Origin of the sequence: Staphylococcus pseudoxylosus, from assembly GCF_003697915.1 — a bacterium.
GTDB classification, from domain to species: Bacteria; Bacillota; Bacilli; order Staphylococcales; family Staphylococcaceae; genus Staphylococcus; species Staphylococcus pseudoxylosus.
Genome location: NZ_RCVN01000003.1, coordinates 1 through 25562, shown reverse-complemented (window position 1 = coordinate 25562; position 25562 = coordinate 1). Strand labels below are relative to the sequence as shown.

23 protein-coding genes and 1 pseudogene are annotated in these 25562 nt (G+C 33.0%); 19 read left to right on the top strand and 5 right to left on the bottom strand.

Annotated features, from left to right (window positions below):
• Nucleotides 1-75: 75 nt before the first annotated feature.
• The 16 genes and pseudogenes from D9V42_RS03200 (at nt 76) to D9V42_RS03125 (ending at nt 17945) form a co-directional block, all read left to right on the top strand.
• Nucleotides 76-615, top strand: a complete 540-nt coding sequence (locus tag D9V42_RS03200; protein ID WP_122063042.1) for a GNAT family N-acetyltransferase — start codon at nt 76-78, stop codon at nt 613-615.
• Between the two features lie 137 nt (nt 616-752).
• On the top strand, nt 753-1493 hold the full coding sequence (locus tag D9V42_RS03195) for a sirohydrochlorin chelatase (protein ID WP_158593174.1): 741 nt from the start codon (nt 753-755) through the stop codon (nt 1491-1493).
• Nucleotides 1474-1938: a precorrin-2 dehydrogenase/sirohydrochlorin ferrochelatase family protein gene (locus D9V42_RS03190; RefSeq protein ID WP_122063038.1), complete on the top strand. Its 465-nt coding sequence runs from the start codon at nt 1474-1476 to the stop codon at nt 1936-1938. Before D9V42_RS03195 ends, D9V42_RS03190 begins: the two co-directional genes overlap by 20 nt.
• Complete coding sequence (gene nirB, locus D9V42_RS03185; protein WP_122063036.1) at nt 1931-4342, top strand: nitrite reductase large subunit NirB; 2412 nt, start codon at nt 1931-1933, stop codon at nt 4340-4342. Before D9V42_RS03190 ends, nirB begins: the two co-directional genes overlap by 8 nt.
• The gene (nirD, locus tag D9V42_RS03180) at nt 4339-4653 is read left to right on the top strand and encodes a nitrite reductase small subunit NirD (protein ID WP_122063034.1); all 315 of its coding nucleotides are present in this window, start codon (nt 4339-4341) and stop codon (nt 4651-4653) included. Before nirB ends, nirD begins: the two co-directional genes overlap by 4 nt.
• On the top strand, nt 4644-5600 hold the full coding sequence (gene cobA / locus D9V42_RS03175; protein WP_107555332.1) for a uroporphyrinogen-III C-methyltransferase: 957 nt from the start codon (nt 4644-4646) through the stop codon (nt 5598-5600). Before nirD ends, cobA begins: the two co-directional genes overlap by 10 nt.
• A gap of 352 nt (nt 5601-5952) precedes the next feature.
• The gene (locus D9V42_RS03170) at nt 5953-6648 is read left to right on the top strand and encodes a YSIRK-type signal peptide-containing protein (RefSeq protein WP_122063032.1); all 696 of its coding nucleotides are present in this window, start codon (nt 5953-5955) and stop codon (nt 6646-6648) included.
• Nucleotides 6591-7487 (top strand): annotated as a pseudogene (locus tag D9V42_RS03165) (lipase-like domain-containing protein); the annotation flags it as partial. The gene D9V42_RS03170 and the pseudogene D9V42_RS03165, both read left to right, overlap by 58 nt.
• Nucleotides 7488-7735: 248 nt before the next feature.
• The gene (locus tag D9V42_RS03160; RefSeq protein ID WP_122063028.1) at nt 7736-11419 is read left to right on the top strand and encodes a nitrate reductase subunit alpha; all 3684 of its coding nucleotides are present in this window, start codon (nt 7736-7738) and stop codon (nt 11417-11419) included.
• Nucleotides 11409-12977 carry a nitrate reductase subunit beta gene (gene narH, locus D9V42_RS03155; RefSeq protein ID WP_122063026.1) on the top strand — a complete coding sequence of 523 codons (1569 nt, stop codon included), beginning with the start codon at nt 11409-11411 and terminating at the stop codon, nt 12975-12977. Before D9V42_RS03160 ends, narH begins: the two co-directional genes overlap by 11 nt.
• Entirely contained in the window at nt 12970-13545 is a 576-nt protein-coding gene (gene narJ, locus D9V42_RS03150) for a nitrate reductase molybdenum cofactor assembly chaperone (protein WP_107555337.1), read from the top strand. Before narH ends, narJ begins: the two co-directional genes overlap by 8 nt.
• The gene (gene narI / locus D9V42_RS03145; RefSeq protein WP_122063024.1) at nt 13538-14215 is read left to right on the top strand and encodes a respiratory nitrate reductase subunit gamma; all 678 of its coding nucleotides are present in this window, start codon (nt 13538-13540) and stop codon (nt 14213-14215) included. Before narJ ends, narI begins: the two co-directional genes overlap by 8 nt.
• Nucleotides 14216-14229: 14 nt before the next feature.
• Nucleotides 14230-14682 (top strand): nitrate respiration regulation accessory nitrate sensor NreA, encoded by a 453-nt coding sequence (gene nreA, locus D9V42_RS03140; protein ID WP_107529989.1) that lies wholly within the window; start codon nt 14230-14232, stop codon nt 14680-14682.
• 9 nt (nt 14683-14691) lie between these two features.
• Nucleotides 14692-15726: a sensor histidine kinase gene (locus D9V42_RS03135; protein WP_122063022.1), complete on the top strand. Its 1035-nt coding sequence runs from the start codon at nt 14692-14694 to the stop codon at nt 15724-15726.
• 20 nt (nt 15727-15746) lie between these two features.
• Nucleotides 15747-16400, top strand: coding sequence for a nitrate respiration regulation response regulator NreC (gene nreC / locus D9V42_RS03130; protein WP_107529987.1), 654 nt, complete (start codon nt 15747-15749; stop codon nt 16398-16400).
• Between the two features lie 378 nt (nt 16401-16778).
• Nucleotides 16779-17945, top strand: coding sequence for a nitrate/nitrite transporter (locus D9V42_RS03125; protein ID WP_107555340.1), 1167 nt, complete (start codon nt 16779-16781; stop codon nt 17943-17945).
• An 84-nt stretch (nt 17946-18029) separates the two neighbouring features.
• Here the strand turns inward: D9V42_RS03125 and D9V42_RS03120 are convergent, their stop codons facing one another.
• The 3 genes from D9V42_RS03120 to D9V42_RS03110 all read right to left on the bottom strand — a co-directional run bounded on the left by D9V42_RS03120 (nt 18030) and on the right by D9V42_RS03110 (nt 19537).
• Complete coding sequence (locus D9V42_RS03120; RefSeq protein WP_107555341.1) at nt 18030-18464, bottom strand: Hsp20/alpha crystallin family protein; 435 nt, start codon at nt 18462-18464, stop codon at nt 18030-18032.
• A 27-nt stretch (nt 18465-18491) separates the two neighbouring features.
• Nucleotides 18492-18860, bottom strand: a complete 369-nt coding sequence (locus D9V42_RS03115) for an Hsp20 family protein (RefSeq protein ID WP_107555342.1) — start codon at nt 18858-18860, stop codon at nt 18492-18494.
• Between the two features lie 236 nt (nt 18861-19096).
• Nucleotides 19097-19537, bottom strand: a complete 441-nt coding sequence (locus D9V42_RS03110; protein ID WP_017723260.1) for a MarR family winged helix-turn-helix transcriptional regulator — start codon at nt 19535-19537, stop codon at nt 19097-19099.
• A gap of 385 nt (nt 19538-19922) precedes the next feature.
• On the opposite strand from D9V42_RS03110, the gene D9V42_RS03105 reads away from it, so the two are divergent.
• Nucleotides 19923-20282 carry a DUF3139 domain-containing protein gene (locus D9V42_RS03105; RefSeq protein WP_107555343.1) on the top strand — a complete coding sequence of 120 codons (360 nt, stop codon included), beginning with the start codon at nt 19923-19925 and terminating at the stop codon, nt 20280-20282.
• Between the two features lie 132 nt (nt 20283-20414).
• On the opposite strand, the gene D9V42_RS03100 is transcribed toward D9V42_RS03105, so the two are convergent.
• Both D9V42_RS03100 and rsp read right to left on the bottom strand, forming a co-directional pair.
• Nucleotides 20415-20762: a DUF4889 domain-containing protein gene (locus D9V42_RS03100; RefSeq protein ID WP_122063020.1), complete on the bottom strand. Its 348-nt coding sequence runs from the start codon at nt 20760-20762 to the stop codon at nt 20415-20417.
• Between the two features lie 145 nt (nt 20763-20907).
• Nucleotides 20908-23007: an AraC family transcriptional regulator Rsp gene (gene rsp / locus D9V42_RS03095; RefSeq protein ID WP_122063018.1), complete on the bottom strand. Its 2100-nt coding sequence runs from the start codon at nt 23005-23007 to the stop codon at nt 20908-20910.
• Between the two features lie 229 nt (nt 23008-23236).
• On the opposite strand from rsp, the gene D9V42_RS03090 reads away from it, so the two are divergent.
• Both D9V42_RS03090 and D9V42_RS03085 read left to right on the top strand, forming a co-directional pair.
• A complete protein-coding gene (locus D9V42_RS03090; protein WP_107556356.1) occupies nt 23237-23812 on the top strand; it encodes a peptidoglycan recognition protein family protein in 576 nt (191 codons plus the stop codon).
• Between the two features lie 125 nt (nt 23813-23937).
• Nucleotides 23938-25380: a sucrose-specific PTS transporter subunit IIBC gene (locus D9V42_RS03085; protein ID WP_107556355.1), complete on the top strand. Its 1443-nt coding sequence runs from the start codon at nt 23938-23940 to the stop codon at nt 25378-25380.
• Nucleotides 25381-25562: the final 182 nt, after the last annotated feature.

Genomic DNA, 25562 nt, shown 5'->3' with positions numbered 1-25562 from the left:
ATGATTGCAAAATTGTTTATTATTATAGGAATATTTTAGTGGATAAATGAGCGAACAATAGATAGGAGTGACGACATGTCTGATTATAATATAAGAGTTGCGGTAGAATCTGATGCAGAAGTAATACAAGAACTAATGTATGAAGCATTTACACCGTTAAGAGAGTTAGGTATTGATTGGCCATCTGTTAATGCAAATGTAGATTTGGTCAAAAAAAATATCATTACAAGTACGACATTTGTATTGGAAAATGAGTCGGAAATTATTTCAACAATTACGGTTCGTTATCCTTGGGAAGGTAAACGTCGTATTTCTCATTATCCATTCGTTTGGTGGTTTGCTACAAAACCCTCTTATGATGGGAAAGGTTATGGTAGTAAACTTTTAAATTATGTCGAAGAAACATTCTTACGAGATACACTTAAAGCACCTGCAGTAACTTTAGGTACTTCCGCACGTAAACATCCATGGTTATTAGATATTTATAAAAAACGTGGTTATGAAGTATACGCGGAGCATGAAAGTGATGATGGTGATTTAGGTGTAATCATGCGTAAAGTGTTAATACCTGAAAGATTTGATGAAGCAGTTTTAGGTATGCCACCTTTTCATTAATTAATAAGCATATATGTCAGGGAATCCTTTTATCTTAGGTATAAGGGGATTCCCTATTTTTATATATTAATGTGAATAAATTCACATTCGTTCGTGGATTTGTATTACAATGCAAGTATAAGATGGGTGGTGAGGAAATGGCTGAAAATATTTTAGTAATACATGGCATGCGAAAAGGTAAACAAAACAACGTAATTTATGAATTTGTAAAACAATTGATGATGTCAAAACATAGACATGTATATATTGCATTTTTAGAGTGTGAAACGTGCAATTTGAAAGTTGTTATGAGCAATTTAATACGACAAGGATATTTTGAATTTAATATCATCCCTTTGTTGTTGTTTCCGGCAAAACATTATTTACATGATATACCATCAGTTTTGAAATCCTTGAAAAGAGACCATCCTCATATTACAAGCAATATTGCACAACCATTGGGCACACATAGAGGACTGCCGAACATTATTAACAGACGGATTGCTAATGCTTTAGTATCAGCAGGTCATGTAAACAGAATTATTTTGATTGCACATGGAAGTTCTTATTATAAAGAGCCAGATTACGCGTTAAAAAAATTAATGACCGATTGCAGTGGCTTTAATACACCAATACAGATGATGACAGTGTATGGCGACTATAGCTATCAATTGCACATAGAACAGTATTTAAATAAAGGTGAAAGTATATTGATCGTGCCAGTTTTTCTTTATAACGGCTTTTTAGTAAATAAAATAAAAAAAGAAATTAGCCAATTAAATATAGCGTCGCGTGTTTATTATAGCGATGTGATTAATTTTAATAATGAGCTTTCAGCAATAATAGAAGACAGAATACAAGAAATTGAGGAATTAGCCAATGTATCCTATTCAACTTAATGTAACCAACAAACAAATTGTCATTATAGGTGGAGGCAAGATTGCATATAGAAAACTAATGCAAATATTAAAAGAAGATGCTTGTTCAATAAGGATTATTAGTAAAAAATTTTTACCTCAATTTTTTGAGATTGAACATCCTAAAGTAAAGCTATTAACAAAGTGTTATGACAAAAATGATATTAAAAATGCAGCTTTGATTATAGCTGCTACTGATGATTCAAAGGTTAACGACCAAATAAAAAGAGATGCAAAGGCGCACCAGCTTGTTAATCATACAAGTGATCAGAGACAGTCCGATTTCTTTAATATGTTAGAGATAGAATTCGAAGATATAAAAATTTGTTTGAGATCCAATGGAAATGATTGTGTAAAAGTGAAGCAAATATCACAAGCAGTACAAACTTATTTAACAGAGGTTTATAAGGAGGAGAAACATGACTAAGAAAAAATTAGTAATGATTGGTAATGGTATGGCAGGGTTACGTACAATAGAAGAAATATTAGAACGGGACGCTGAAAAGTATGAAATAACGATAATTGGTAAAGAACCATACCCTAATTATAACCGAATCATGTTGTCGAATATTTTACAAAAGAAAATGACAGTCGAAGAAACTATTATGAATAACTACGATTGGTATAAAGAAAACCATATACAACTTGTTACCGGTGATACTGTTGTAGAAGTTAATCGTTCATTAAAATATGTAACAACAAAAGCCGGATCTAAATTTGAATATGATGTGTGTATATTTGCTACTGGTTCAAAAGCATTTGTATTACCAATACCTGGTGCCTCATTACCAAGCGTAATTGGTTGGCGTACTATTGAAGATACTGAACGTATGATTGAAATAGCACAATCCAAAAAAAACGCCATTGTGATTGGTGGAGGATTACTCGGGTTAGAATGTGCGAGAGGATTAATGGATCAAGGCATGGAGGTTACTGTTGTTCACTTGGCGGAGTGGTTAATGGAAATGCAACTTGATAAAAAAGCCGGAGAACTATTAAAAGAAGATTTAGAAGCACAAGGCATGAACTTTAAATTACAAGCAAGTACAAGTGCCATACTTGGTGATGAAGATGTGACAGGTATTGAACTATCAGATGGAACGATTTTGGAAGCGGACTTAGTAGTTATGGCTGTCGGGATAAGACCATTTACGGAAGTTGCTAAAGAAAGTGGACTTGAGGTAAATAGAGGTATTCAGGTAAATGATTATATGCAAACTAATGACTCAGCTATTTTCGCTGTAGGTGAGTGTGCAGAACATGATGGAAAAGTATATGGGTTAGTTGCTCCTTTATATGAGCAAGGAAAAGTTCTAGCTGATTATTTAACAGGACGTAGTACGGAAGGTTACAAAGGTTCTACAACATTTACTTCATTAAAAGTTTCAGGGTGTGATTTGTATAGTGCGGGTCATATTATTGAAGATAAAGATGTTAGAGGTATTGAAATTTTTGATAGTCAACAAAAACATTATAAAAAAGTGTTTTTAAAAGAGAATGTAATCGTAGGTTCAGTATTATATGGTGACATTGAAGATGGGCCACGTTTCTTTAACATGATGAAAAAATCAGAATTACTTGATGATTATACGATGGTATCGCTACTACATAAAGGCGGAGAGTCATCAGGACTTAGTGTTGAAGATATGGCTGACGATGAAACTATCTGTGGTTGTAATGGTGTATCAAAAGGTTCGATTGTTGAAGCCATCAAAACAAACGGACTAACAAATGTGGAAGAAGTAACAAAGACGACAAAAGCTGGTAACTCATGTGGTAAATGTAAAGGACAAATTGGTCAAATATTAGAGTTTACATTAGGTGATGACTTCATTGCTGCTAAACCTACAGGAATTTGTGCATGTACTGATTTAACACGTGACCAAATTGTGACGCAAATAAGAGCGAAACAATTAAAAACGTCTGAAGACGTGAGAAATCAATTGAACTTTAAAGATAAAGATGGATGTCCTAAATGTAGACCAGCATTAAATTATTATTTAAATATGGTATATCCATTTGATCATGAAGATGAAATTGCTTCAAGATTTGCTAATGAACGTTATCATGCAAATATTCAAAAAGACGGTACTTTTTCTGTAATTCCACAAATGCGTGGTGGTGTGACAGATGCAGATCAATTAATTAGATTAGGGGAAGTAGCTAAAAAATATAACGTACCATTAGTGAAAGTAACAGGCTCTCAACGTATCGGCTTATACGGTATTAGAAAAGAGTTATTGCCACAAGTCTGGGAAGATCTAGAGATGCGTTCTGCTTCTGCGTATGGTAAAAAGACACGTTCAGTTAAAAGTTGTGTAGGAAAATCATTTTGTCGTTTTGGTACACAACATACAACACAACTAGGAATCAGGTTAGAAAAAACATTTGAGTATATTGATACGCCGCATAAGTTCAAAATGGGTGTGTCTGGTTGTCCAAGAAGCTGTGTAGAATCAGGTGTGAAGGACTTTGGTGTCATTGGTGTGGAAAACGGTTTTCAAATATATATCGGTGGTAACGGTGGAACAGAAGTAACCGTTGGACAGCATTTAACTACTGTAGAAACTGAAGATGAAGTGATTTTATTATGTGGTGCATTGATGCAGTATTATAGAGAAACTGCAAATTATGCTGAGCGTACTGCACCTTGGTTAGACAGAATGGGCTTTGAAAATGTACAAACAGTACTATTAGATTCAGAAAAACAACAAAAATTATTTGATCGTATTATGGATGCGAAAGCAGCAGTAGATAGTGAACCGTGGAGACAGATTGTAGAAAGTGAATTTGCACAAAGTATATTTGAAGTGGAGGAAGTGAAAGTATGATAGCGACAAACAAAGTAAAGGTGGCGAGTATGGATGAACTCACACCATTAATAGGAAAGAAAGTAAGAGTTAAAGAGCACGAAATAGGTATCTTTTTAACGGCTAATGGTGAAATTCATGCAGTTAATAATATTTGTCCTCATAAACAAGGGGCACTTTCGGAAGGGACAGTGAGTGGTGACTTTATATATTGCCCCTTACATGATCAAAAGATTGATTTAAAGACAGGCATTGTGCAAGAACCAGATACAGGATGTGTAGAAGTATATAAAGTTGAAATTATCGATGGGGATGTTTATATATGCATTTAGTAGAATCAGGCAAAGTGCATATTGTTGGTGCTGGTCCAGGTGACCCAACACTTTTAACAAGAAAGGCTGAGCAATTGATAAGAAGTGCAGATATTATATTTTACGATAGGTTAGTAAATCCTTTCATATTACAATTAGCTAAACCAGAAATTGAAATTATCGATGTGGGAAAACGGCCTTACCAAAAGCATATACAACAAACTGAAATAAATGAACAAATCATTTTAGCGGCACAACGTTATTCGTGTGTAGTCAGATTAAAAGGTGGCGACCCTGCAATATTTGGAAGAGTACAAGAAGAGGCCGTGGCATTATCTGAACAGGGAATCCCTTTTGAAATTGTACCAGGTATTACATCAGCTAGTGCTGCGGCTGCTAAAATGGGTATAGGGCTAACTGCAAGAAATGTTGCTAAAGCTATTACTTTTACAACTGCTTCTCACTGTAAAGGGCAAATAGAGGCACTTGATTTACACAGTCTTATGCACGGAGACACCTTGGCTATTTATATGGGCATAAAAAGGTTACCGCAAATAGTAAAACAAATATATCAAGAAACAAAAATAGATTTTCCTATAGCCATTTTTTATAATGTGTCTACTTATCATGAACAAATGATTTCTGGCCACCTTACTACAATAATCAAACAAGTAGAAGAGCAAGATTTAGGAATGACACCAGGTATCATTATAATAGGTAAAGTCATGGATATAACAAATGAAATGTCCAGAAACATTGATAATAAGAAACGAAAAAATTATTTGATTTCTGGAAAGCGCAGTTTAGCTATTGAAAAGGCTTTTGAATTATATGCAGCGGGACATTATTGCTTGATTAAAATAGATCCCCAACGGCCTTATCATAAATCTCAATTTAAACTTTATGAACAGCAGGAAAAAGATTTAGAATTTGATGAACATATATTTACGGATAATTATCAAGCTTAGATAATTCTATTTGTAGAACTTTCATAATTTAATAAGCAATATAAAAAAATGACAAATTACTAACATAGTAATTTGTCATTTTTTTATTTGTACTAATAGTAGTTAGATAAGCCGGATTGAATACGATGGTTAAAGGTTTTAATTTATATAAAAGCGATCATAAATTAAGTCTTATTATTTTAAAAAACCAAATATATTAATACAATATAAAAATAATGTCATTGAAATTTTACATTAAATTAATTTATCACAATATAAAATGTGTTAAGTTATAAACGTACAGTTATTAGTTGGGGAAGCAATTTTATTTTAAGGGGTGTAGTTTTAAAAAATATACTATGAGGTGATTTTAATGAAAAGAAATGAGAAACAATCTACAAAAACAGAAGTACAAAGGTTCAGTATTAGAAAGTATTCAGTCGGAACGGTTTCAGTATTAGCAGCAACATTTTTTATAGCAAGTGGACATGTTTCTGAAGCAAGTGAATTGAATCATGCACAAGAAAGTAATAATGGAAACAATATTACAATGATTAACGCCGATAAAGATAACGACTTAAATTCAAACCAAGTTAAACAAGCCCCTTCTGAAAATAATTTTAAATTAGAATCAAGTAATGCATCTGAAGCATTAAGTCAGCAATCATCTGAAATATCTCCTGCATCCCACAATGACTTAGTAAAACAAAAGGCTCCTACTATTCAAGATGCACCAACAGTGAAAGAAAATACAACTACTGAAAAAAATAATAGTGTGAATCAAAATACTGATCAAATGCAGTTAGCAGATATTGATAATGAAAATAAAATAGCAAAAGAAGTAACTCCAAATAAAGCGGAAGTAGAAAAAGAAGAAGCAACTCCGGATAAAGCAGAAGCACAAACAGACACTGAAAATAAAAATGATGAAAATAGCAAAAAGTTAGAAAATTTAAAAACAAAAAATGGTTTTAACCCAAATAAAAATGAAGTAAAACAAGAGCCTAAAACGGTAAGACATACGAAGGCGTTATGCCCAATTGGAAGCCAGGTCAGAAAGTACATCTAATTGGCCACAGTATGGGTGGACAAACGATTCGTTTACTTGAGCAATTTTTACGTTTTGGAAATCCAGAAGAGATTGAATATCAAAAACTACATGGCGGTACAATTTCTCCATTATTCCAAGGACAAAAAGATAATATGATTTCATCAATTACTACATTGGCAACACAGCATAAAGGCTCTCAAGCTTCTGATAAGTTAGCAAATACAAATTTTATCAAAAATGTATTAAACAATATAGCGAAATTAGGTAATAATAAAAAATCTAAAATTGATTTTGGACTTTCACAATGGGGATTCGAACAGCAGCCTAATGAAACTTATATAGAATATGTAAATAGATTGAAAGATAGCCCAATTTGGAATACGGAAGATGTCGCAACTAGAGATTTAACAACATTTGGTGCAGAAGATTTGAACTTAAATACATTAGTTAACCCTAATATTGTATACACATCTTTTGCAGGACAAGCAACGAAGAAAAATAGTTTTGGTCATCACAGACCTAATAAAGGTTTGTTTGGACTAATGGATTTAACAAGTAAATTGATAGGTAAAGATTCTAGAGAAGATTGGCAAGAAAATGATGGTGTTGTAGCAGTTACTTCTGCATTAAGTCCAACTGGACAACCCGCTAAAAAAGTAAAAGATTTAACACAAGCTACAGAAAAAGGTGTTTGGAATGTGATGCCAGTTAAAAATGATTGGGATCATGTAGACTTCGTAGGGCTTGATAACCTTGATAGAAAACGTACAGGAGAAGAACTTGAAGCATTTTATACTGGTATTATTGACCATTTAATGCGTGTAGAGGCACGTGAAGAACAAGCAGTTGCCGTATAAATAAAAGAAATATGACTTTCAAATTTTAATCAAAGCTTCCCTTACTTGTAATGGTGGTAATCATTATTACGAGTAAAGGGAGTTTTTTTATATTCGAAAAGTTATTAGGGGATTCTTTTGCCTAAATAGGTAAATCCCTAATATTTAGACTTTGTGAAAAAATGTACAATGATTATAAGAATTAAAGAAATACAAAATTTGTGAATGCTATATAAATTATACATGAATGATGTGAGAGGATGTATAAAATGAAAAAATTTGGATTGCAATTCTTTAAGCCAACAGAAAAATTTAATGGTGATTGGTCAATCTTAGAAAGTAAAAGTCGGGAATGGGAAAAAATGTATAGAGAACGTTGGAGTCATGACAAAGTAGTCAGAACAACACATGGTGTGAACTGTACAGGATCTTGTTCCTGGAAGGTATTTGTGAAAAATGGTGTCATTACTTGGGAAAACCAACAAACAGATTACCCTAGTTGTGGACCAAATTTACCTGAATTTGAACCCCGTGGATGTCCTCGAGGTGCCTCTTTTTCTTGGTATGAATATAGTCCTTTACGCATCCGTTATCCTTATATTCGTGGTAAGTTATGGGAGTTGTGGACAGAAGCATTAGAAACGCATCAAAACAATACAATAGCTGCTTGGGCATCGATTGTTGAAAATGAAGAAAAAGCTAAAACCTATAAACAAGCAAGAGGTAAGGGTGGATTAGTAAGAACGAATTGGAAAGATGTTTCAAAACTCATTTCAGCTCAAATTATATATACAATTAAGAAATATGGTCCAGACAGATTGGCTGGTTTTACGCCGATCCCAGCTATGTCTATGTTAAGTTATGCTTCTGGTGCGCGTTTTATGAGTTTATTAGGTGGAGAAATGTTGAGCTTTTATGACTGGTACGCTGATTTACCACCTGCTTCTCCACAAATATGGGGTGAACAAACAGATGTGCCAGAATCTAGTGACTGGTACAACGCAGCTTATATTATGATGTGGGGATCTAATGTCCCATTAACAAGAACACCAGATGCACATTTTATGACAGAAGTTCGCTATAAAGGTACAAAAGTAGTATCAGTTGCGCCTGATTATGCAGAAAATGTTAAATTTGCTGATAATTGGTTAGCTCCACACCCAGGCACAGATGCTGCAGTCGCACAGGCGATGACGCATGTTATTTTACAAGAACATTATGTGAATAAACCGAATGATTATTTTATTAATTATGCAAAACAATATACCGATATGCCATTTGTTCTAATGTTAGATGAAGATAATAACGGTTTGAAAGCTGGGCGTTTCTTACGTGCGCAGGATTTAGGGCAACACACTGAAAATGGCGACTGGAAACCTGTGATTTTTGATAAATTAGCAAAACAATTAACCGTTCCAAATGGCACGATGGGTCAGCGTTGGGAAGAAGGCAAACAATGGAATTTGAAATTAGAAAATGAAGAAGGTAAGCAGATTGACCCAGCAATGAGTTTTGTTGAAGATGACTATGAATTAAAACACATACAATTTCCATTTTTTAATAATGAAGGTAACGGTATATTTGAGCGTCCTATTGCTGTACAAAAGGTTAAATTAGCAAATGGTGAAGAGAAATATATTACCACTGTATTTGACTTAATGACGAGTCAGTATGGAGTGAAACGTTTCAATCATGAACTTGAGGCATCAGGATATGATGATGCAGCGTCATATTATACGCCTGCATGGCAAGAAAAAATTACCGGTGTTAAACAAAGTGTTGTGACCCAAGTTGGTCGAGAGTTTGCGCAAAATGCAATTGATACCAAAGGTCGTTCAATGATTATCATGGGAGCAGGTATTAATCATTGGTTTAATTCGGACACGATTTATCGCTCTATTTTGAATCTAGTATTATTATGTGGATGTCAAGGTATAAACGGCGGCGGATGGGCACACTATGTTGGACAAGAAAAATGTCGCCCTATCGAAGGATGGAATACGATTGCCTTTGCTAAAGACTGGCAAGCACCACCTCGATTACAAAATGGAACAAGTTGGTTTTACTTCGCAACAGACCAATGGAAATATGAAGAATCAAATATCGATAGTTTGAAATCTCCTTTGGCAGAAAATATTAAACATCAACATCCTGCTGATTACAATGTCTTAGCTGCTAGATGTGGTTGGTTACCGTCTTATCCTCAATTTGATAGAAACAGTTTATCTTTTGGTGAGGAAGCGAAAGACGCTGGAGAATTTAATAATGAAGCAATCTTGAAACGTGCGATTGAGTCCGTGAAGTCTAGAGAAACGAAATTTGCAATTGAAGATCCAGATTCAAAACAGAATCATCCAAAAACATTGTTCCTTTGGCGCTCTAATTTAATATCTAGTTCTGCTAAAGGGCAAGAATACTTTATGAAACACTTACTCGGTGCAAAATCAGGTTTATTAGCTGAGCCAAACGAAGAGGTGAAGCCAGAAGAAATTCAATGGAGAGAAGATACAGAAGGTAAACTGGATTTACTTGTATCCCTAGATTTTAGAATGACATCCACACCATTGTATTCAGACATTGTTTTACCTGCTGCCACTTGGTATGAAAAGCATGATTTGTCATCGACAGATATGCACCCATTTGTACATCCGTTTAATCCGGCGATAGACCCATTATGGGAATCACGTTCAGATTGGGATATTTTTAAAACATTGAGTAAAGAAATATCAGAAATGGCTAAAATACATCTTAAAGATGTTTATAAAGATGTCGTTACAGCACCACTTGCACACGATTCAAAACAAGAAATATCTAATGTGAATGGCATAATTAAAGACTGGACGAAGGGCGAAATTGAAGCAATACCTGGAAAAACAATGCCAGGTTTTGCAGTAGTCGATAGGGATTATACTAAAATATTTGATAAATACGTTACAGTAGGTCCTTTATTAGAAAAAGCTAAAATAGGGGCTCATGGCGTAAGTTTCTCAGTAGCAGAACAATATGAAGAGTTAAAAAGCATGGTAGGAACATGGAATGAAGAGGTCGAGGATTCTATAAAAAATAATAGACCGAGATTAGATACTGCAAGAAGAGCTGCAGACGTTGTATTAAATTTATCTTCAGCTACAAATGGTAAGTTATCGCAAAAATCTTATGAAGATTTAGAACAACAAACTGGTATGCCGTTGAAAGATATTTCAAGTGAACGCGCATCAGAAAAAATTTCATTTTTAAATATAACTGCTCAACCCCGAGAAGTCATTCCAACAGCTGTGTTCCCGGGCTCAAATAAAAATGGTAAACGTTATTCACCATTTACTACAAATATAGAACGTTTAGTTCCATTTAGAACATTAACAGGACGACAAAGTTATTACGTTGACCATGAAGTGTTCCAACAATTCGGTGAAAGTTTACCTGTATATAAACCAACTTTACCGCCAATGGTATTCGGTACGAGAGACAAGAAACTAACGGGAGATGAAAGTACGCTTGTCTTACGCTATTTAACACCACATGGTAAATGGAATATCCACTCCACTTATCAAGATAACCAACATATGTTGACTTTATTTAGAGGTGGGCCAACTGTATGGCTTTCCAATGAGGATGCGGAAAGACATGATATCAAAGATAATGACTGGTTAGAAATTTATAACCGCAATGGTGTTGTAACAGCAAGAGCAGTAGTATCTCATAGAATGCCAAGAGGCACGATGTTTATGTATCATGCTCAAGATAAACATATTGAAACACCAGGATCACAAATAACAGACACAAGGGGTGGTTCACATAATGCCCCAACACGTATTCATTTAAAGCCAACACAACTTGTTGGAGGTTATGCACAAATTAGTTATCACTTTAACTATTATGGACCTATAGGGAATCAGAGAGATGTTTATGTAGCAGTGAGAAAGCTGAAGGAGGTTGACTGGCTTGAAGATTAAAGCGCAAATTGCAATGGTGTTAAATTTAGATAAATGTATAGGTTGCCACACGTGTAGTGTTACTTGTAAGAGTACGTGGACTAACCGTCCTGGCGCGGAATATATGTGGTTTAACAACGTAGAAACGAAGCCTGGTATTGGTTATCCGAAACAATGGGAAGATCAAGAGCAATATAAGGGCGGTTGGTATTTAAATAAAAAAGGTAAATTAGAACTGAAATCAGGCAGTAAGTTATCGAAAATTGCTTTAGGGAAAATATTCTACAATCCTAATATGCCAGTGATTAAAGATTACTATGAGCCTTGGACATATAATTATGAAAACCTTACAACAGCTAAAGCTGGAGATCACTCGCCGGTTGCTACAGCACACTCATTGATTTCAGGTGATAAATTAAACTTAGAGTGGGGACCAAACTGGGAAGATGATTTGGCAGGTGGGCATGTTACTGGACCAGAAGATCCCAATATTAAACGTATTGAAGAAGATATTAAATTTCAATTTGATCAAACATTTATGATGTATTTACCTAGATTATGTGAACATTGTTTGAATCCAAGTTGTGTAGCATCATGTCCATCTGGAGCAATGTATAAACGTGACGAAGACGGTATTGTTCTTGTAGATCAGGATGCTTGTCGTGGTTGGAGATATTGTATGACAGGTTGCCCATACAAAAAAGTTTATTTCAACTGGAAAACAAATAAAGCAGAGAAATGTACATTCTGTTTTCCTCGTATTGAGGCGGGGATGCCAACGGTATGTTCAGAAACGTGCACAGGTAGAATGCGTTATTTAGGTGTATTACTTTATGATGCTGATAGAGTAGAAGAAGCTGCTACAGCTGAAAATGAACAAGCATTATACGAAAAACAATTGGATTTATTTTTGAATCCTTATGATGAAGCGGTTATAGAACAAGCACAAAAAGATGGCGTCTCATTAGAATGGATAGAAGCTGCTCAGAATTCTCCAGTCTATAAATTAGCTATTGAATATAAATTGGCATTTCCTTTACATCCAGAATATCGCACAATGCCAATGGTATGGTATTGTCCACCACTCAGCCCTATTATGAGTTATTTTGAAGGGCAAACTGCAACAAAAGCGAATAGAAATCCCGATATGATTTTTCCAGCAATCGAAGAAATGAGGTTACCTATTCAATATTTGGCTAACTTATTCACAGCAGGTGATACTGAACCAGTGAAATCTGCATTACAACGCATGGCAATGATGAGAAGTTACATGCGTGCACAGGTAACAAAAAAAGACTTTGATGTAGATAGATTATCAAGACTTGGGTTATCAGAAAGACAAACTAAAGATATGTATCGATTATTGGCAATTGCTAAACACGAGGACCGTTTTGTCATACCTAAATCACACAAAGAAGCATATATGGACACATATCGTGCACAAGGTAGCGAAGGATATGGAGGAGAATACTTCGGTTCAAATTGTGAAGGATGCGGTGTACCCGTAACTACTTCTTCTGGAAAATCAGGACAAGAAATCTATAATGATAACTTCTATGGAGGGATTTTCCGTGATTAATTTAACGCAGTTTAATAAACATCAAGAGGCACTTGGATACTTTGCACAGCAATTAATATTTCCAGATAAGCTGACATTGCACCCTAAAACGTTTGAAGAAGTTATTCATAAGGAACATCCTGCATACCAAGATTTAATTCAGTATCGTGAACAAATGTATGAATTAAGTTTATTACAAATAAAGCAATTGTATTCCGATACATTTGATTTTAATAAAACTGCGCCACTCTATATGACATATAATAAATTTGATACTCAAAAAGAAAGAGGGCAATTATTAGCTAAATTAAAAGTGCTATACGAAATGTTTGGATTGAAAATGGCAGATAATGAACTATCTGATTTTCTGCCATTAATGCTTGAATTTTTATATATTGCCCAGTGGAAAAATGATCCACGAGCAAAAGGGAACATTGAATTTGTCATTATGATTATTGAGGATGGTACGTATGCGATGGCAAATCAATTGGCAGAGCAAAATAGTCCTTATTATTTCTTGATAAAAGGGTTAAGAGAGACGTTAAAAGCTTGTATAGAGCCTGTAAATGAGGTGAAGCAACATGTTTAATCAATTCTTATGGGTGATTATACCCTATTTATGTATAGCTATATTTTTCCTCGGACATCTTGCTAGATTTAAGTTTGATAAATTTTCTTGGACTGCAAAATCTAGTGAATTTATAGAAAAGAAACAACTTAAATGGGGAAGTTTGATGTTTCATTTGGGTATTATACCAGTAGCAATGGGACATATAATAGGTTTGCTTATGCCTGCTTCTTGGCTAACAGCAGTAGGTGTAAGTGATCATTTATATCACATTGGAGCTGTTTATATTGGAAGTGTTTTTGGTATAATAACACTGATTGGTATGTTGTTATTAACTGCACGACGTATAACTAAAAAAAATATTAGAAGACTAAGTTCAGCATCTGATATTATTGTTAATTTCTTATTATTAGCAATTGTTTTTATGGGATGCTACGCAACACTAGTAACTAACGCAACAATACCATCATTTGATTATAGAGAAACAATATCAGTTTGGTTTAGACAATTATTTATATTTTCTCCAGATGCCGATTTGATGTTACAGGTGCCGCTAGCTTTTAAAATGCATATACTTTTAGGTTTTATTATTATGGCATTCTGGCCGTTTACTAGACTCGTGCATGTATGGAGTGTGCCACTCACATATGCAAGTCGTAGTTATATTATTTATCGTAAACATAAAGTTTGAATGGAGGCGATAAGTTGAATGCATTATCGTTAAGAGAAAGTATTAATTACCAATCAATATTAGACTCAATTCGAATCGAAGAAGGATTTGATTTTGCTGCAATCGCATTTTATGAGCAAGAAAGTGATATTTCGCCAATTAAATGGTGCTACGCCTCTGGAAATTTAAATAATCGTTATAAATTAATTGTACTGCGCAAAGGAAAAGGATTAGCAGGTAATGTGATGAAGACGGGTAAGCGTATGGTGATAGAAAATGTAGGGCAATTATTATCTTCACATGAACAACATAAATATCCTATCGTCCTTTGTGAGTTATTAACAGCGATGGTTGCCATACCATTATGGTATGAAAAGAAAGTTTATGGTGTTTTGCTACTAGGTCAGCGAAATCAACAACCCTTGCCCAAAACATATAAAAGCATATCACTTAAAAGTAAATTGGGTATATTTAATGAAGAAGATTAGGTGATTATAATGGAAAGCAATCAACAGCTAGATATGGAAGCATTATTAATGCAATACTTTAACAATACGAGTGAAAAAATTGTATTTGTCGATAATCGTGGCCAAGTGATTGCAATGAACCAGGCAGCAAGTGATATTATCTCATTGGATAATGACTATGAAGGCATGACCAATGTCATATGTAATCATTGTGAGGGTTATACTAATGAATTCGATTTGCAATCTTGTAGATATTGCTTTTTAGAAGCTGAAAATGTTGGGAATACAAGCTTTCAGGTATTTATGAAAACGACACGTGGTACAGTTGAGCCTTTTGCAGCTACCTATCAAACAATTGACGAATCCAAAGGAATTAAAGCGTTCACGTTACAAAATGTGTCGCCGCAAATAGAACGACATGATAAGATGTATCAACGAAAAATGATGCAAAAAACAATTTCTGCTCAAGAAAATGAAAGAAAACGAATATCTAGAGAATTACATGACAGTGTAGTACAAGAAATGTTAAATATAGATGTTGAATTAAGACTCTTAAAATATCAACAAGAAATAGAGCAGTTGGTTAATGGTTCTAAGCGTATAGAAGGGTTGATGTCTAAATTAATTGATGATATACGTAATTTATCTGTAGAACTTAGACCATCTTCATTAGATGACTTAGGATTAGACGCAGCCTTTAAGACATATTTAAAACAGGTAGAAGTAAATTATGGTATCAATATTATCTATCAATCTAATTTAACGATGCGTAGGTTTGATAATGAAATTGAAACTGTAGTCTATAGAATAGTACAAGAAGCTTTGTTTAACGCCATTAAATATGCAAATGTTGATACAATTGAAGTTGAGGTACAAGTTAGTCACGGTAAACTAATTGCAGAAATTATAGACAGAGGCAATGGATTTATAAAGACAGACCAGCCAAAGGGAACTGGCTTGGGACTTTATGGTATGAACGAGCGTGCAGAACTCGTAAATGCTCAGATAAATATTGATACTCAAATAGGTCGAGGCACAATTGTTACATTAGAAGTTCCAATATAGGGGATAAGGAGACATTAATTTTGAGAATAGTTATCGCGGATGATCATGCAGTTGTGCGTACTGGATTTTCAATGATATTAAATTATCAAGAAGATATGGAAGTCGTTGGGACTGCAGCAGATGGTGTGGAAGCTTATCAAAAAGTGATGAAGTACAAGCCTGATGTACTAATTATGGACTTAAGTATGCCACCTGGCGAGTCAGGGCTTATAGCAACAAGTAAAATTACAGAAAGTTTTCCAGATACAAAAATATTAATATTAACAATGTATGATGATGAAGAATATTTATTTCACGTATTGAGAAATGGTGCTAAAGGTTATATTTTAAAAAATGCCCCAGATGAACAATTGATACTAGCAATTAGAACAGTATTTAAAGGTGAAACATATGTAGATATGAAATTGACGACATCGTTAGTCAATGAATTCGTGAATAATTCAGGGAACGATAAGCAAACCACAACGGATCCTTATAAAATTTTATCAAAACGTGAAATAGAGATATTACCTTTAATAGCAAAAGGTTATGGGAACAAAGATATCGCTGAGAAGTTATTTGTTTCTGTGAAAACAGTCGAGGCACATAAAACACATATCATGCAAAAATTAGAATTAAAATCAAAGCCGGAATTAGTAGAATATGCCATGAAGAAAAAATTGATTGATTTTTAAAATAGTACTTATATAAATGAGCTAACTTAATTGCCTAAATAATCAGGCGTAGGTTGGCTCTTTCTTGTTGATTAGGACTTATTAAATAAAAGGAGGAATCGTGGATAACTTTAAATTCTAAGTATATTTTTCTTATATGAATCCCCTCAATTAAGTAGGGAAATTCCTCTATTTGTTAAGGGATAATCCTTATGTTCAATTTTTCACAAAGATTTTATAATAATAATGTGGTCAGTATTCTGCTAATAGAAACGTTTATACTTACTCATATTACACCGGTGCTAATATTTATAATTGTCATAGAGAAATACAGCACTTCAACTATATGCAAATACTGGCCTAATTTATCAAAATAATTATAAATTGAAGGTGAAATGAATGAACAAAGCAAGTGGTGGTTTTCAACTAACATTGCAGTCTTTAAGTCTTGTTGTAGGGTTCATGGCATGGAGTATTATTGCGCCACTAATGCCTTTTATTTCTCAGGATGTACATATAACAAGTAGCCAACTTTCTATTATTTTAGCTATTCCTGTTATATTAGGTTCTATTTTAAGAGTGCCTTTTGGCTATTTAACAAATATTATTGGTGCGAAATGGGTATTCTTTTGTAGTTTTATCATATTATTATTTCCGATTTACTTTCTAAGCCATGCACAATCACCTAAGATGTTAATGGCGTCAGGTTTCTTTCTTGGTGTAGGTGGTGCTGTATTTTCAGTAGGTGTGACATCTATTCCTAAATATTTTCCTAAAGAGCGCGTAGGATTAGCAAATGGTATATATGGGATGGGAAATATAGGAACTGCCATTTCTTCATTCTTAGCGCCTCCGATTGCTGGTATCATAGGTTGGCAATCAACAGTTAGAGGTTATTTAATCGTCATCGTACTTTTTGCAATTTTTATGTTTCTGTTAGGTGACAGTAAAGAACCAAAAATTAAAGTCCCTTTAGTTAAACAATATAAAATATTGATGAAAGATTTAAGATTATATTATTTATCACTGTGGTATTTTATTACATTTGGTTCATTCGTAGCTTTTGGATTGTTTTTACCTAATTTCTTAGTACAAAATTTTGGCATCAGCGAAGTTGATGCTGGTATAAGAGCAGGGGTATTTATCGCATTAGCAACTTTCCTAAGACCGCTAGGGGGCGTATTAGGTGATAAGTTTAATGCTGTAACTTTACTAATTTGTGACTTTATATTAATGATTATAGGTGCGATTACGCTAGGTCTATCAGATCATATCTTATTATTTACAATTGGATGTTTACTTATTAGTATGTGCGCAGGCGTCGGTAATGGCCTAATATTTAAGCTCGTGCCAACTTATTTTGGAAAAGAGGCTGGATCAGCTAATGGTATCGTTTCGATGATGGGGGGCTTAGGCGGTTTCTTCCCACCATTAGTCATAGCTTATGTAACAAGTCTCACTGGAACCAGTCATTTCTCTTTTATCTTATTGGCTATATTCGGAGTGATTGCTTTAGTTACCATGATTCATATTATGAAACGTGAAAAATTAAATCCGACATTATAAAAAAGCTGAAGTTAGATCATTCATCTAACTTCAGCTTTTAAATTTATCTTATAAAGATTATCAGTAGCCAACAAAATGACTATATTAATCTATTTGAATATTTGATGCTGAGTGTTCTTCTTGTTCTTTTTTAGGTAGTGTTACATTTAATATACCATTTTCAAATGATGCTTTAATAGCAGTTTCATCTATATTTTCAAAAGGATATTGACGTTTAACATCGCTAAAAGTCCGTTCTTGATGAAGGATGCGACCATCTTCATCTTGTTCTTTATTATCGTTTGATTGCTGACCTTCAATTGTTAAAGTGTCATTTTCAAATTGTAAACTGATATTTTCTTTTTTAAAACCAGGGAGTTCAGCTTCGATGGTGAAGGCATGGTCTAACTCTCTCACATCTGATTTAATGCTTGAAGTTTCAGGAAAGTTTTCAAAAAATTGACGTCCAAAATCTCTAAATAATTCGGTTGGATCACCTTCGAAAAATGGATTGTTATACGGTTTTTTATCAAAAGCCATGATATATCTCTCCTTAATTTTTTAGATTTAGTCGATTGAAATTTGTGTCTTTGTTTGCTTGATTGGCAGTTTTATCGTTAAGATGCCGTCATTCATAGATGCTTTTATTTTATTTGTGTCTATATGTTTAAAGATAAACTGTCTACTTTGCTTATTAGAATTACGTTCGTTAATTAAATAAGTACCTTGTTGTTCTAAATTAGACGCACGTTTTGCTAGTATAGTTAATGTTTTATTTTCGAAATTGATAGTAATATCATCTTTTTGATAACCAGGAAGTTCAGCTTCAACTGTATAGCTATCTTGTGCTTGGTGTACAGTTACTTTGAAATCGTGATGGTCTGAGACTAAACTTTCTAATAAATCTTTAGTAAGATTGTTAGTGCTTTGTATCATCTCTATTCACCTCTCCTTTTATCTTACAAATACAGTATAATACGTTAGTCAAAGAAAGTCAAAGTCAAACTATGTAAAAATAAAAAAGAGTTAAATATTAGCTTGATTGAGTTAGTACCATTGGTGGGGTTGTGACGGAGTGGGGCGTAGTAAAAAGATTTAAGTAAGAGGCAAGTAAAGTTAAAAATAATAACATGAAAACTAGAACTTCTAACTTTAACTTTACCTCTGACAGATTAAATATCTTTAGAAAAATGTTTATTAACGAAGTGTTGTAATGTTTCTTTTAGATTAATAGCTTCATCCATGTCCATATCGAATTCGCTAAACACACGTTTTGATATTTTAGAGAGTGGTTCTTTAACATTTGCACCTTTTTCAGTAAGTGCAATCTGTAGGTTACGCTCATCATCAATTTCACGTGTTCTAGTTACATAGCCTTTTTTCTCAAGTTTTTTAAGTAAAGGTGTAAGTGTCCCTGAATCTAAATAAACACGTTCGCCAAGCGTTTTAATATTGAGTTTTTCATCTACTTTAATTGCAAGTAGCACAATATAGCCTGTATATGTTAAATCGAATTCTTTTAAGTAAGACGTATACTTCTTAATGATTTCTTTAGAAGACACATAAAAAAGAAAACATAGTTGTCTTTCTAAGTAGCTGTCTTTTTCCTCCATTTAATCACCCCTTTTGAAATTTAACCATATTATGAACTATGGTTGTTGTCAAGGAACGGTTGCGCACCTCTTTCTATTAAAAAAATAATATTTATCGACGTTTACTTAACTAGAAACAATATAGTGAAAAAGTACTGTAATATGAAGTGCTTTTAAATTAATAAAGTATGCTTTTAGAAGATAAAAAATGATCTTAGGTTTGAAATTAATTTAAGGAGATTTTGTTACAAAAAGTCTATATGACTTTATAAATGGTTTGTAATCAGTCATACTGGTAATATTATGTGTTTTATTATATAAAAAAGGTGTAATAAGGCGTTAATGAGGGGCGTAACTACTCATCTATCAGTTAGAAAGTTATCGTTTTAACTAAAGGAGATTAATGATGAAAACATTTTTTAAAATCATAGGTCTATTAGTGGTGTCACTGATTATTGCTATTGTATTTTTCTTTGGCATGAGAACATATCAGGGACATAAAAATCTAGAACTAGTAGATCATTATATGGATGAACAAAATTTAACTGAAAAAATTGAATCCGAGAAAACATTGTATAGTGCTAAAAAGGGTTTATATTATAAACAAGTTAAATTTAAAGATGATTCAGAACATACGTATACAGTGCAACCAATTAGTACATTTAAAGGTATTTTAGTACAAGGTTTTGATAGTGAAACCAATAAAAATATCAAAGATGCTAAACATAACGAATTTAAGGAAGATTATAAGCCTAAAGATAAATAGGAATACATTGTTAATAAATGAGGAGAGGCAGGGACTAATTATTTGTCCCCACCTCTCCTCATTTTTTATATATTAGCATGTTATGAGAGATGTGCATGTATAAGTTTTTGCATTGAGGTTATAGCACAAAGCTTACATGCCTTTCATGCCATCCATGTCATGGATTTTCATCATTAAACCATGAGGAATGTCGTCATGATCGACAACCTCCATTTTACTAAAAGCGCCATCCCCTTCAGCCTTAATTAACTTAACGAAATCTCCTTTTTTAGGAGAAAACCCTGATTCAGCCGGTAACTTAACATCTTTTTCTATTTTATGATCTTTTTCACTTATTATTTTATCGGCGGTTGTTTCATTTTTCATATAGCCATAATAAGTTTCTTTTTGACCACTCGATAACATCATAATAATCAATACAATAGCAACAATTAACATTAATGCACTTATAGTAATTGCGAACATTTTACTGTTTTTCAAAGTATCATTCTCCTTTATATCTATTTTCTTCTGTTATATCTAAAATATTTAATTTATGCAATCGAAAGTACAAACCATGATTTAGCTAAACGTATGTTACTAATTTTAAAGCTTGTTAAGTTTATCGTAATTAAAATATGAAAAGTTAAGATGGTAATATACGAATATATTTTAGTTCATCATGATGCAAAATAAATTCTAAGCTATTTTTAAATTCTGTAAACTGTTTAATTTCTGCTTTTGGTATAGTGGATTGTTCAATATATCGTAATAATGATCTTTCGATATATATATCGTTGAATGAAGGTGGCAAAGCATAGTCAATAAATCCATGTTCACGGTTTAATGTCTGTATGAACAATGTGATTTTTGAATTTAATATAGTTTTTTTTAAGACCAGATGAAGTACTTCTTTTGGTGAAGTACGGTGGTTTATGGAATTGAATAAAAGTAAATGCATTTCTTCTTTTTCCTTGAGTATAATAAAGTTTTTATGGATAGAAACTGATTTGCCAATAAAAGGTCTAATAAATTGATATATATACATTAGGGGTTCATAAATTCCATGACTGTTCATCAAAGCGACATCAGCTTTCTCTTTACGCATTAATTCGTACCCGACACCACAACCTCTATTTAACAAAATAAGCATATGACACATTAAATCAGCTATTTCTAAAGGATGGCTTTCTTCGTAAAACTTGAAGCATTGCTTTGTAATTTTTGTGTATACAAACTTTGATGTATCAATATGTGAAGCTTTAATTACTTTATTAAAGTAAGCGTAATAACTCATTGAATTATTAAATCCTTCGCCTTTTTTATTTAATAGATTTCGAACTTGTACTTGCTCTATATCAATAAAATAATAATCAAAGTTAAACCTTTGGAGTAGTGTGAAAGCATTTTTTAAAGAATTAACCTGGTTCATTACACCTTCGATGGTAATAGCCATTTTTATATTAAAGTTCAGATTTTTTATTTTAATATATAATCGATTCACTTCGTTTAATGATAAATGAGAGGTATCAAAGAGAATTAGGAAATTATAATTCTGCTGATGTTTTGCATATTTTGGTTTGAATTTTAAAAATTGCAGTATTAAGCTTTCGATAAAATCAAACTGTGACATAGATTTTATTCTTAGTGCAATACCAATATAATCAGAGAATAGTGAATCAATAAAATCAATCATACCAGTGAGACTTAAATTTTCTAACGAGAGATTTCTAATATTATTAATTAATACGTAAGCATCAGTTAAATCTTTAAAACTGAATTTAGAATTAAAGTCAGACTGAATAATATCCATTAAACTGTCTATATGAATAAAGATAGTAGGGCGTTTCGCCAAATCCTTAAAGTCTAATTGCTTAGTATCAATCCGTAATTGATTTGATGAGACAGGCTTTTCTTTAGTTATTAAATCAATTTGAGGCATGAACCTATTCAAATCATTATTGATTAGTACAATGTTGTTTTGGTGTGAAGCATGTATTGATTTTCTAAATTCATTAGGTGTCATATTTAAGAAAAATTTAAATTGATGAATATAATTTGAATAATGATTGAATCCATAATGTTCAGATATATGATAAATTGCGTGTTTCGTTTGAATAAGATCAGCGAGTGATAAAGCAATCTTAAGGCTAGTTATATAATGTTTAAAGCTAATACCTAAATATTTCTTAAACAGTATAGAAATATAAGGCGCAGAAATATAAAACGTACTCGAAACATCTTTGGATGAAAGTGCTTGAGTAACATGAGCTTTTATAAACTCAGTTATATCGTTTAATAAGACGTTTTCTGTGCAAATAGATGGAATATGAGTAAACTCATGTTCTATTTTTGCTTCCTTATTGATTATAGTTATAATTTCATTGAGTATAGGTGACTCAGTAGGTCCACATTGGCTCAACTGTTGAATCATCGTTAAGATTTGGAACTTAAGATATTCATTGGAATTTAACAATTTATAGTTATAGTAAAAATTGAAGAAATTTTTAATTGTTTTTGTAAATTGTTGGATAGGTATACACATTTCTACTACTTGTTCAGAATCTGAAATGTGATATAAATCATTGTGATTTATGATAATGATATGGTTTTCAGCAGATAATGGATGGCCATTTAGGGTAACATCTAGCTTATTGTTTAATGAAAATAAAAGTATGACTTGATGTATACATCGTTGTGTATGAGTGTTTAGAAATTCATGAATACACAAAGTTGTACTATTCATAGTAAAGGCAACTCCTGATAATAATTTAAAATGGTATATTGTTCAAAATACATTATATTACAAAAAGTTATGAATTTTAATCCTTTAAATATAAATATTTTTTAATCTTATAAAGAGATTCGATGTTAAAAATTAAATTTTGAACAATGTATTTTGATGAGTAGATAATTTTTTCTGAGAAATCAACTTAAAAATTCATATTGTTCTATTTGCCACGGAGGTTTTAAAAATGAAACACATTTATTCTAAATTTTACAATCAAGCATCTAAAATAACGGAATTAAAATCTGAAATATTAGGTGTCGTGTTACATGACGATGCAGAAAATAATAGTGCAGAGGATTATATCGTTTGGCTACAACAAAGGATAGATAATAATGAATTGGAAAAAGGGTGGGCGTGTGCATATGTTGATAAGCAGACATGTTATTGGTTTCATCCATCTCCATATGTAGAATGGCACTGTGGTAATACTTTTGCGAATGAGCATTATATAGGTATCGAACGTTGCCAATCAAAAATGAATGGCATATTGTCTGATGAACAATTTATGAAGAATGAAGAAGCGAGTTATTGGATTGCAGCATTACTATTGAAAAAATATCAGTTACCAGTAAATAGAGAGACCGTAAAGCTGCATAAAATGTTTTATGATACGGAATGTCCTGCAAGAGCTTGGTCAATGCATTTGGATAATGCACCTACAAATGAAGACAATATGAAAATGCTACAGGACTATTTTATAGACAAGATTAAATCTTATTACGTCAATATAAAAGAGAGTGATATGTCAGTAGTTGGCTAATAATTAACACTTTAAATTTAGTCACAAAGAATATACAAAAATAGGATTGCGTTATTTAATGGAACCGATTACAATATGATTATAAAGTTTTTTGGTACCGGTTCCGTTCAAAAGGAGGTTATATAATGAATTATAAAAAGGCTGCAGAAAATATATTGCAAGCGCTTGGTGGGGAAGATAATGTTGAAGCAATGACACATTGTGCAACGCGTTTGAGACTTGTGTTAAAGGATGAAGGGTTGGTTGATGAAAAGGCATTAGGGGATATGGATGTTGTAAAAGGTACGTTTTCAACAGGGGGACAATTTCAGGTTATCATTGGTTCTGGTACGGTAAATAAAGTGTTTAGTGAATTAGAAAAGATTACCGGCAAAGAAGCGTCTTCGGTGTCAGATGTGAAAGCGCAAGGCACTAAAAACATGAATCCTTTTCAAAGGTTTGTGAAAATGCTTTCAGATATCTTTGTTCCAATCATACCAGCCATTGTAGCTGGTGGTTTACTTATGGGTATCAATAATATATTAACTGCACCTGGTATTTTTTATGATAATCAATCATTAATAGAAGTACAAAATCAGTTTAGTGGCTTAGCTGAAATGATTAACATTTTTGCTAATGCGCCGTTTACATTACTACCTATACTCATTGGTTTTAGTGCTGCAAAACGATTTGGAGGTAATACATACCTCGGAGCAGCACTTGGAATGATATTGGTTCATCCAGAATTGATGAGTGCTTATGATTATCCAAAAGCATTAGAAGCGGGTAAAGAGATTCCTCATTGGAACTTATTTGGACTTGAAATTAATCAAGTAGGATACCAAGGCCAAGTATTACCAATGCTAGTAGCTACATATATTCTTGCAACAATTGAAAAAGGCCTAAGGAAAGTTATACCAACCGTATTAGATAATTTATTAACACCTTTATTAGCAATATTATCAACTGGTTTTATAACATTTTCATTTGTTGGTCCGTTAACACGTACTTTAGGATATTGGTTATCAGACGGTTTAACGTGGCTATATGAATTTGGTGGTGCTATCGGTGGGCTTATATTTGGTTTGTTATATGCGCCGATCGTGATTACAGGTATGCATCATAGTTTTATTGCAATTGAAACTCAACTTATCGCTGACAGTTCTTCAACAGGTGGTTCATTTATATTCCCGATTGCAACAATGTCTAATGTTGCACAAGGAGCGGCTGCCCTTGCAGCATTCTTTATTATAAAAGAAAATAAAAAATTAAAAGGTGTCGCATCCGCTGCAGGTGTATCTGCGCTACTAGGTATTACAGAACCAGCCATGTTTGGTGTGAACTTGAAGCTAAGATATCCATTTATCGGTGCCATTGTAGGTTCAGGTATCGGTTCTGCCTATATAGCATGCTTTAAAGTAAAAGCGATTGCATTAGGTACTGCAGGTATACCAGGATTTATATCTATTAGTGGTCAAAATAATGGTTGGTTACATTACGGGATAGCAATGATCATTGCATTTATCGTAGCATTTGGCGTAACTTATGCTTTGTCATATAGAAAGAAAAATAAAAATATTGAAACATAGTAGTATAAAGATATATTAAGATGAATAGTAGTACAAAAGTTACATTAACAAAATAAAAGACTAATCCGTATGAAGGCGGATTAGTCCCAGACTGTCGACAAATTTTCCAACTTTGTTGACAGTTTTTTTTTATAAAAAAACCATACGCTATGCGTATGGTGCAGTATGGTTATACCGTTGTA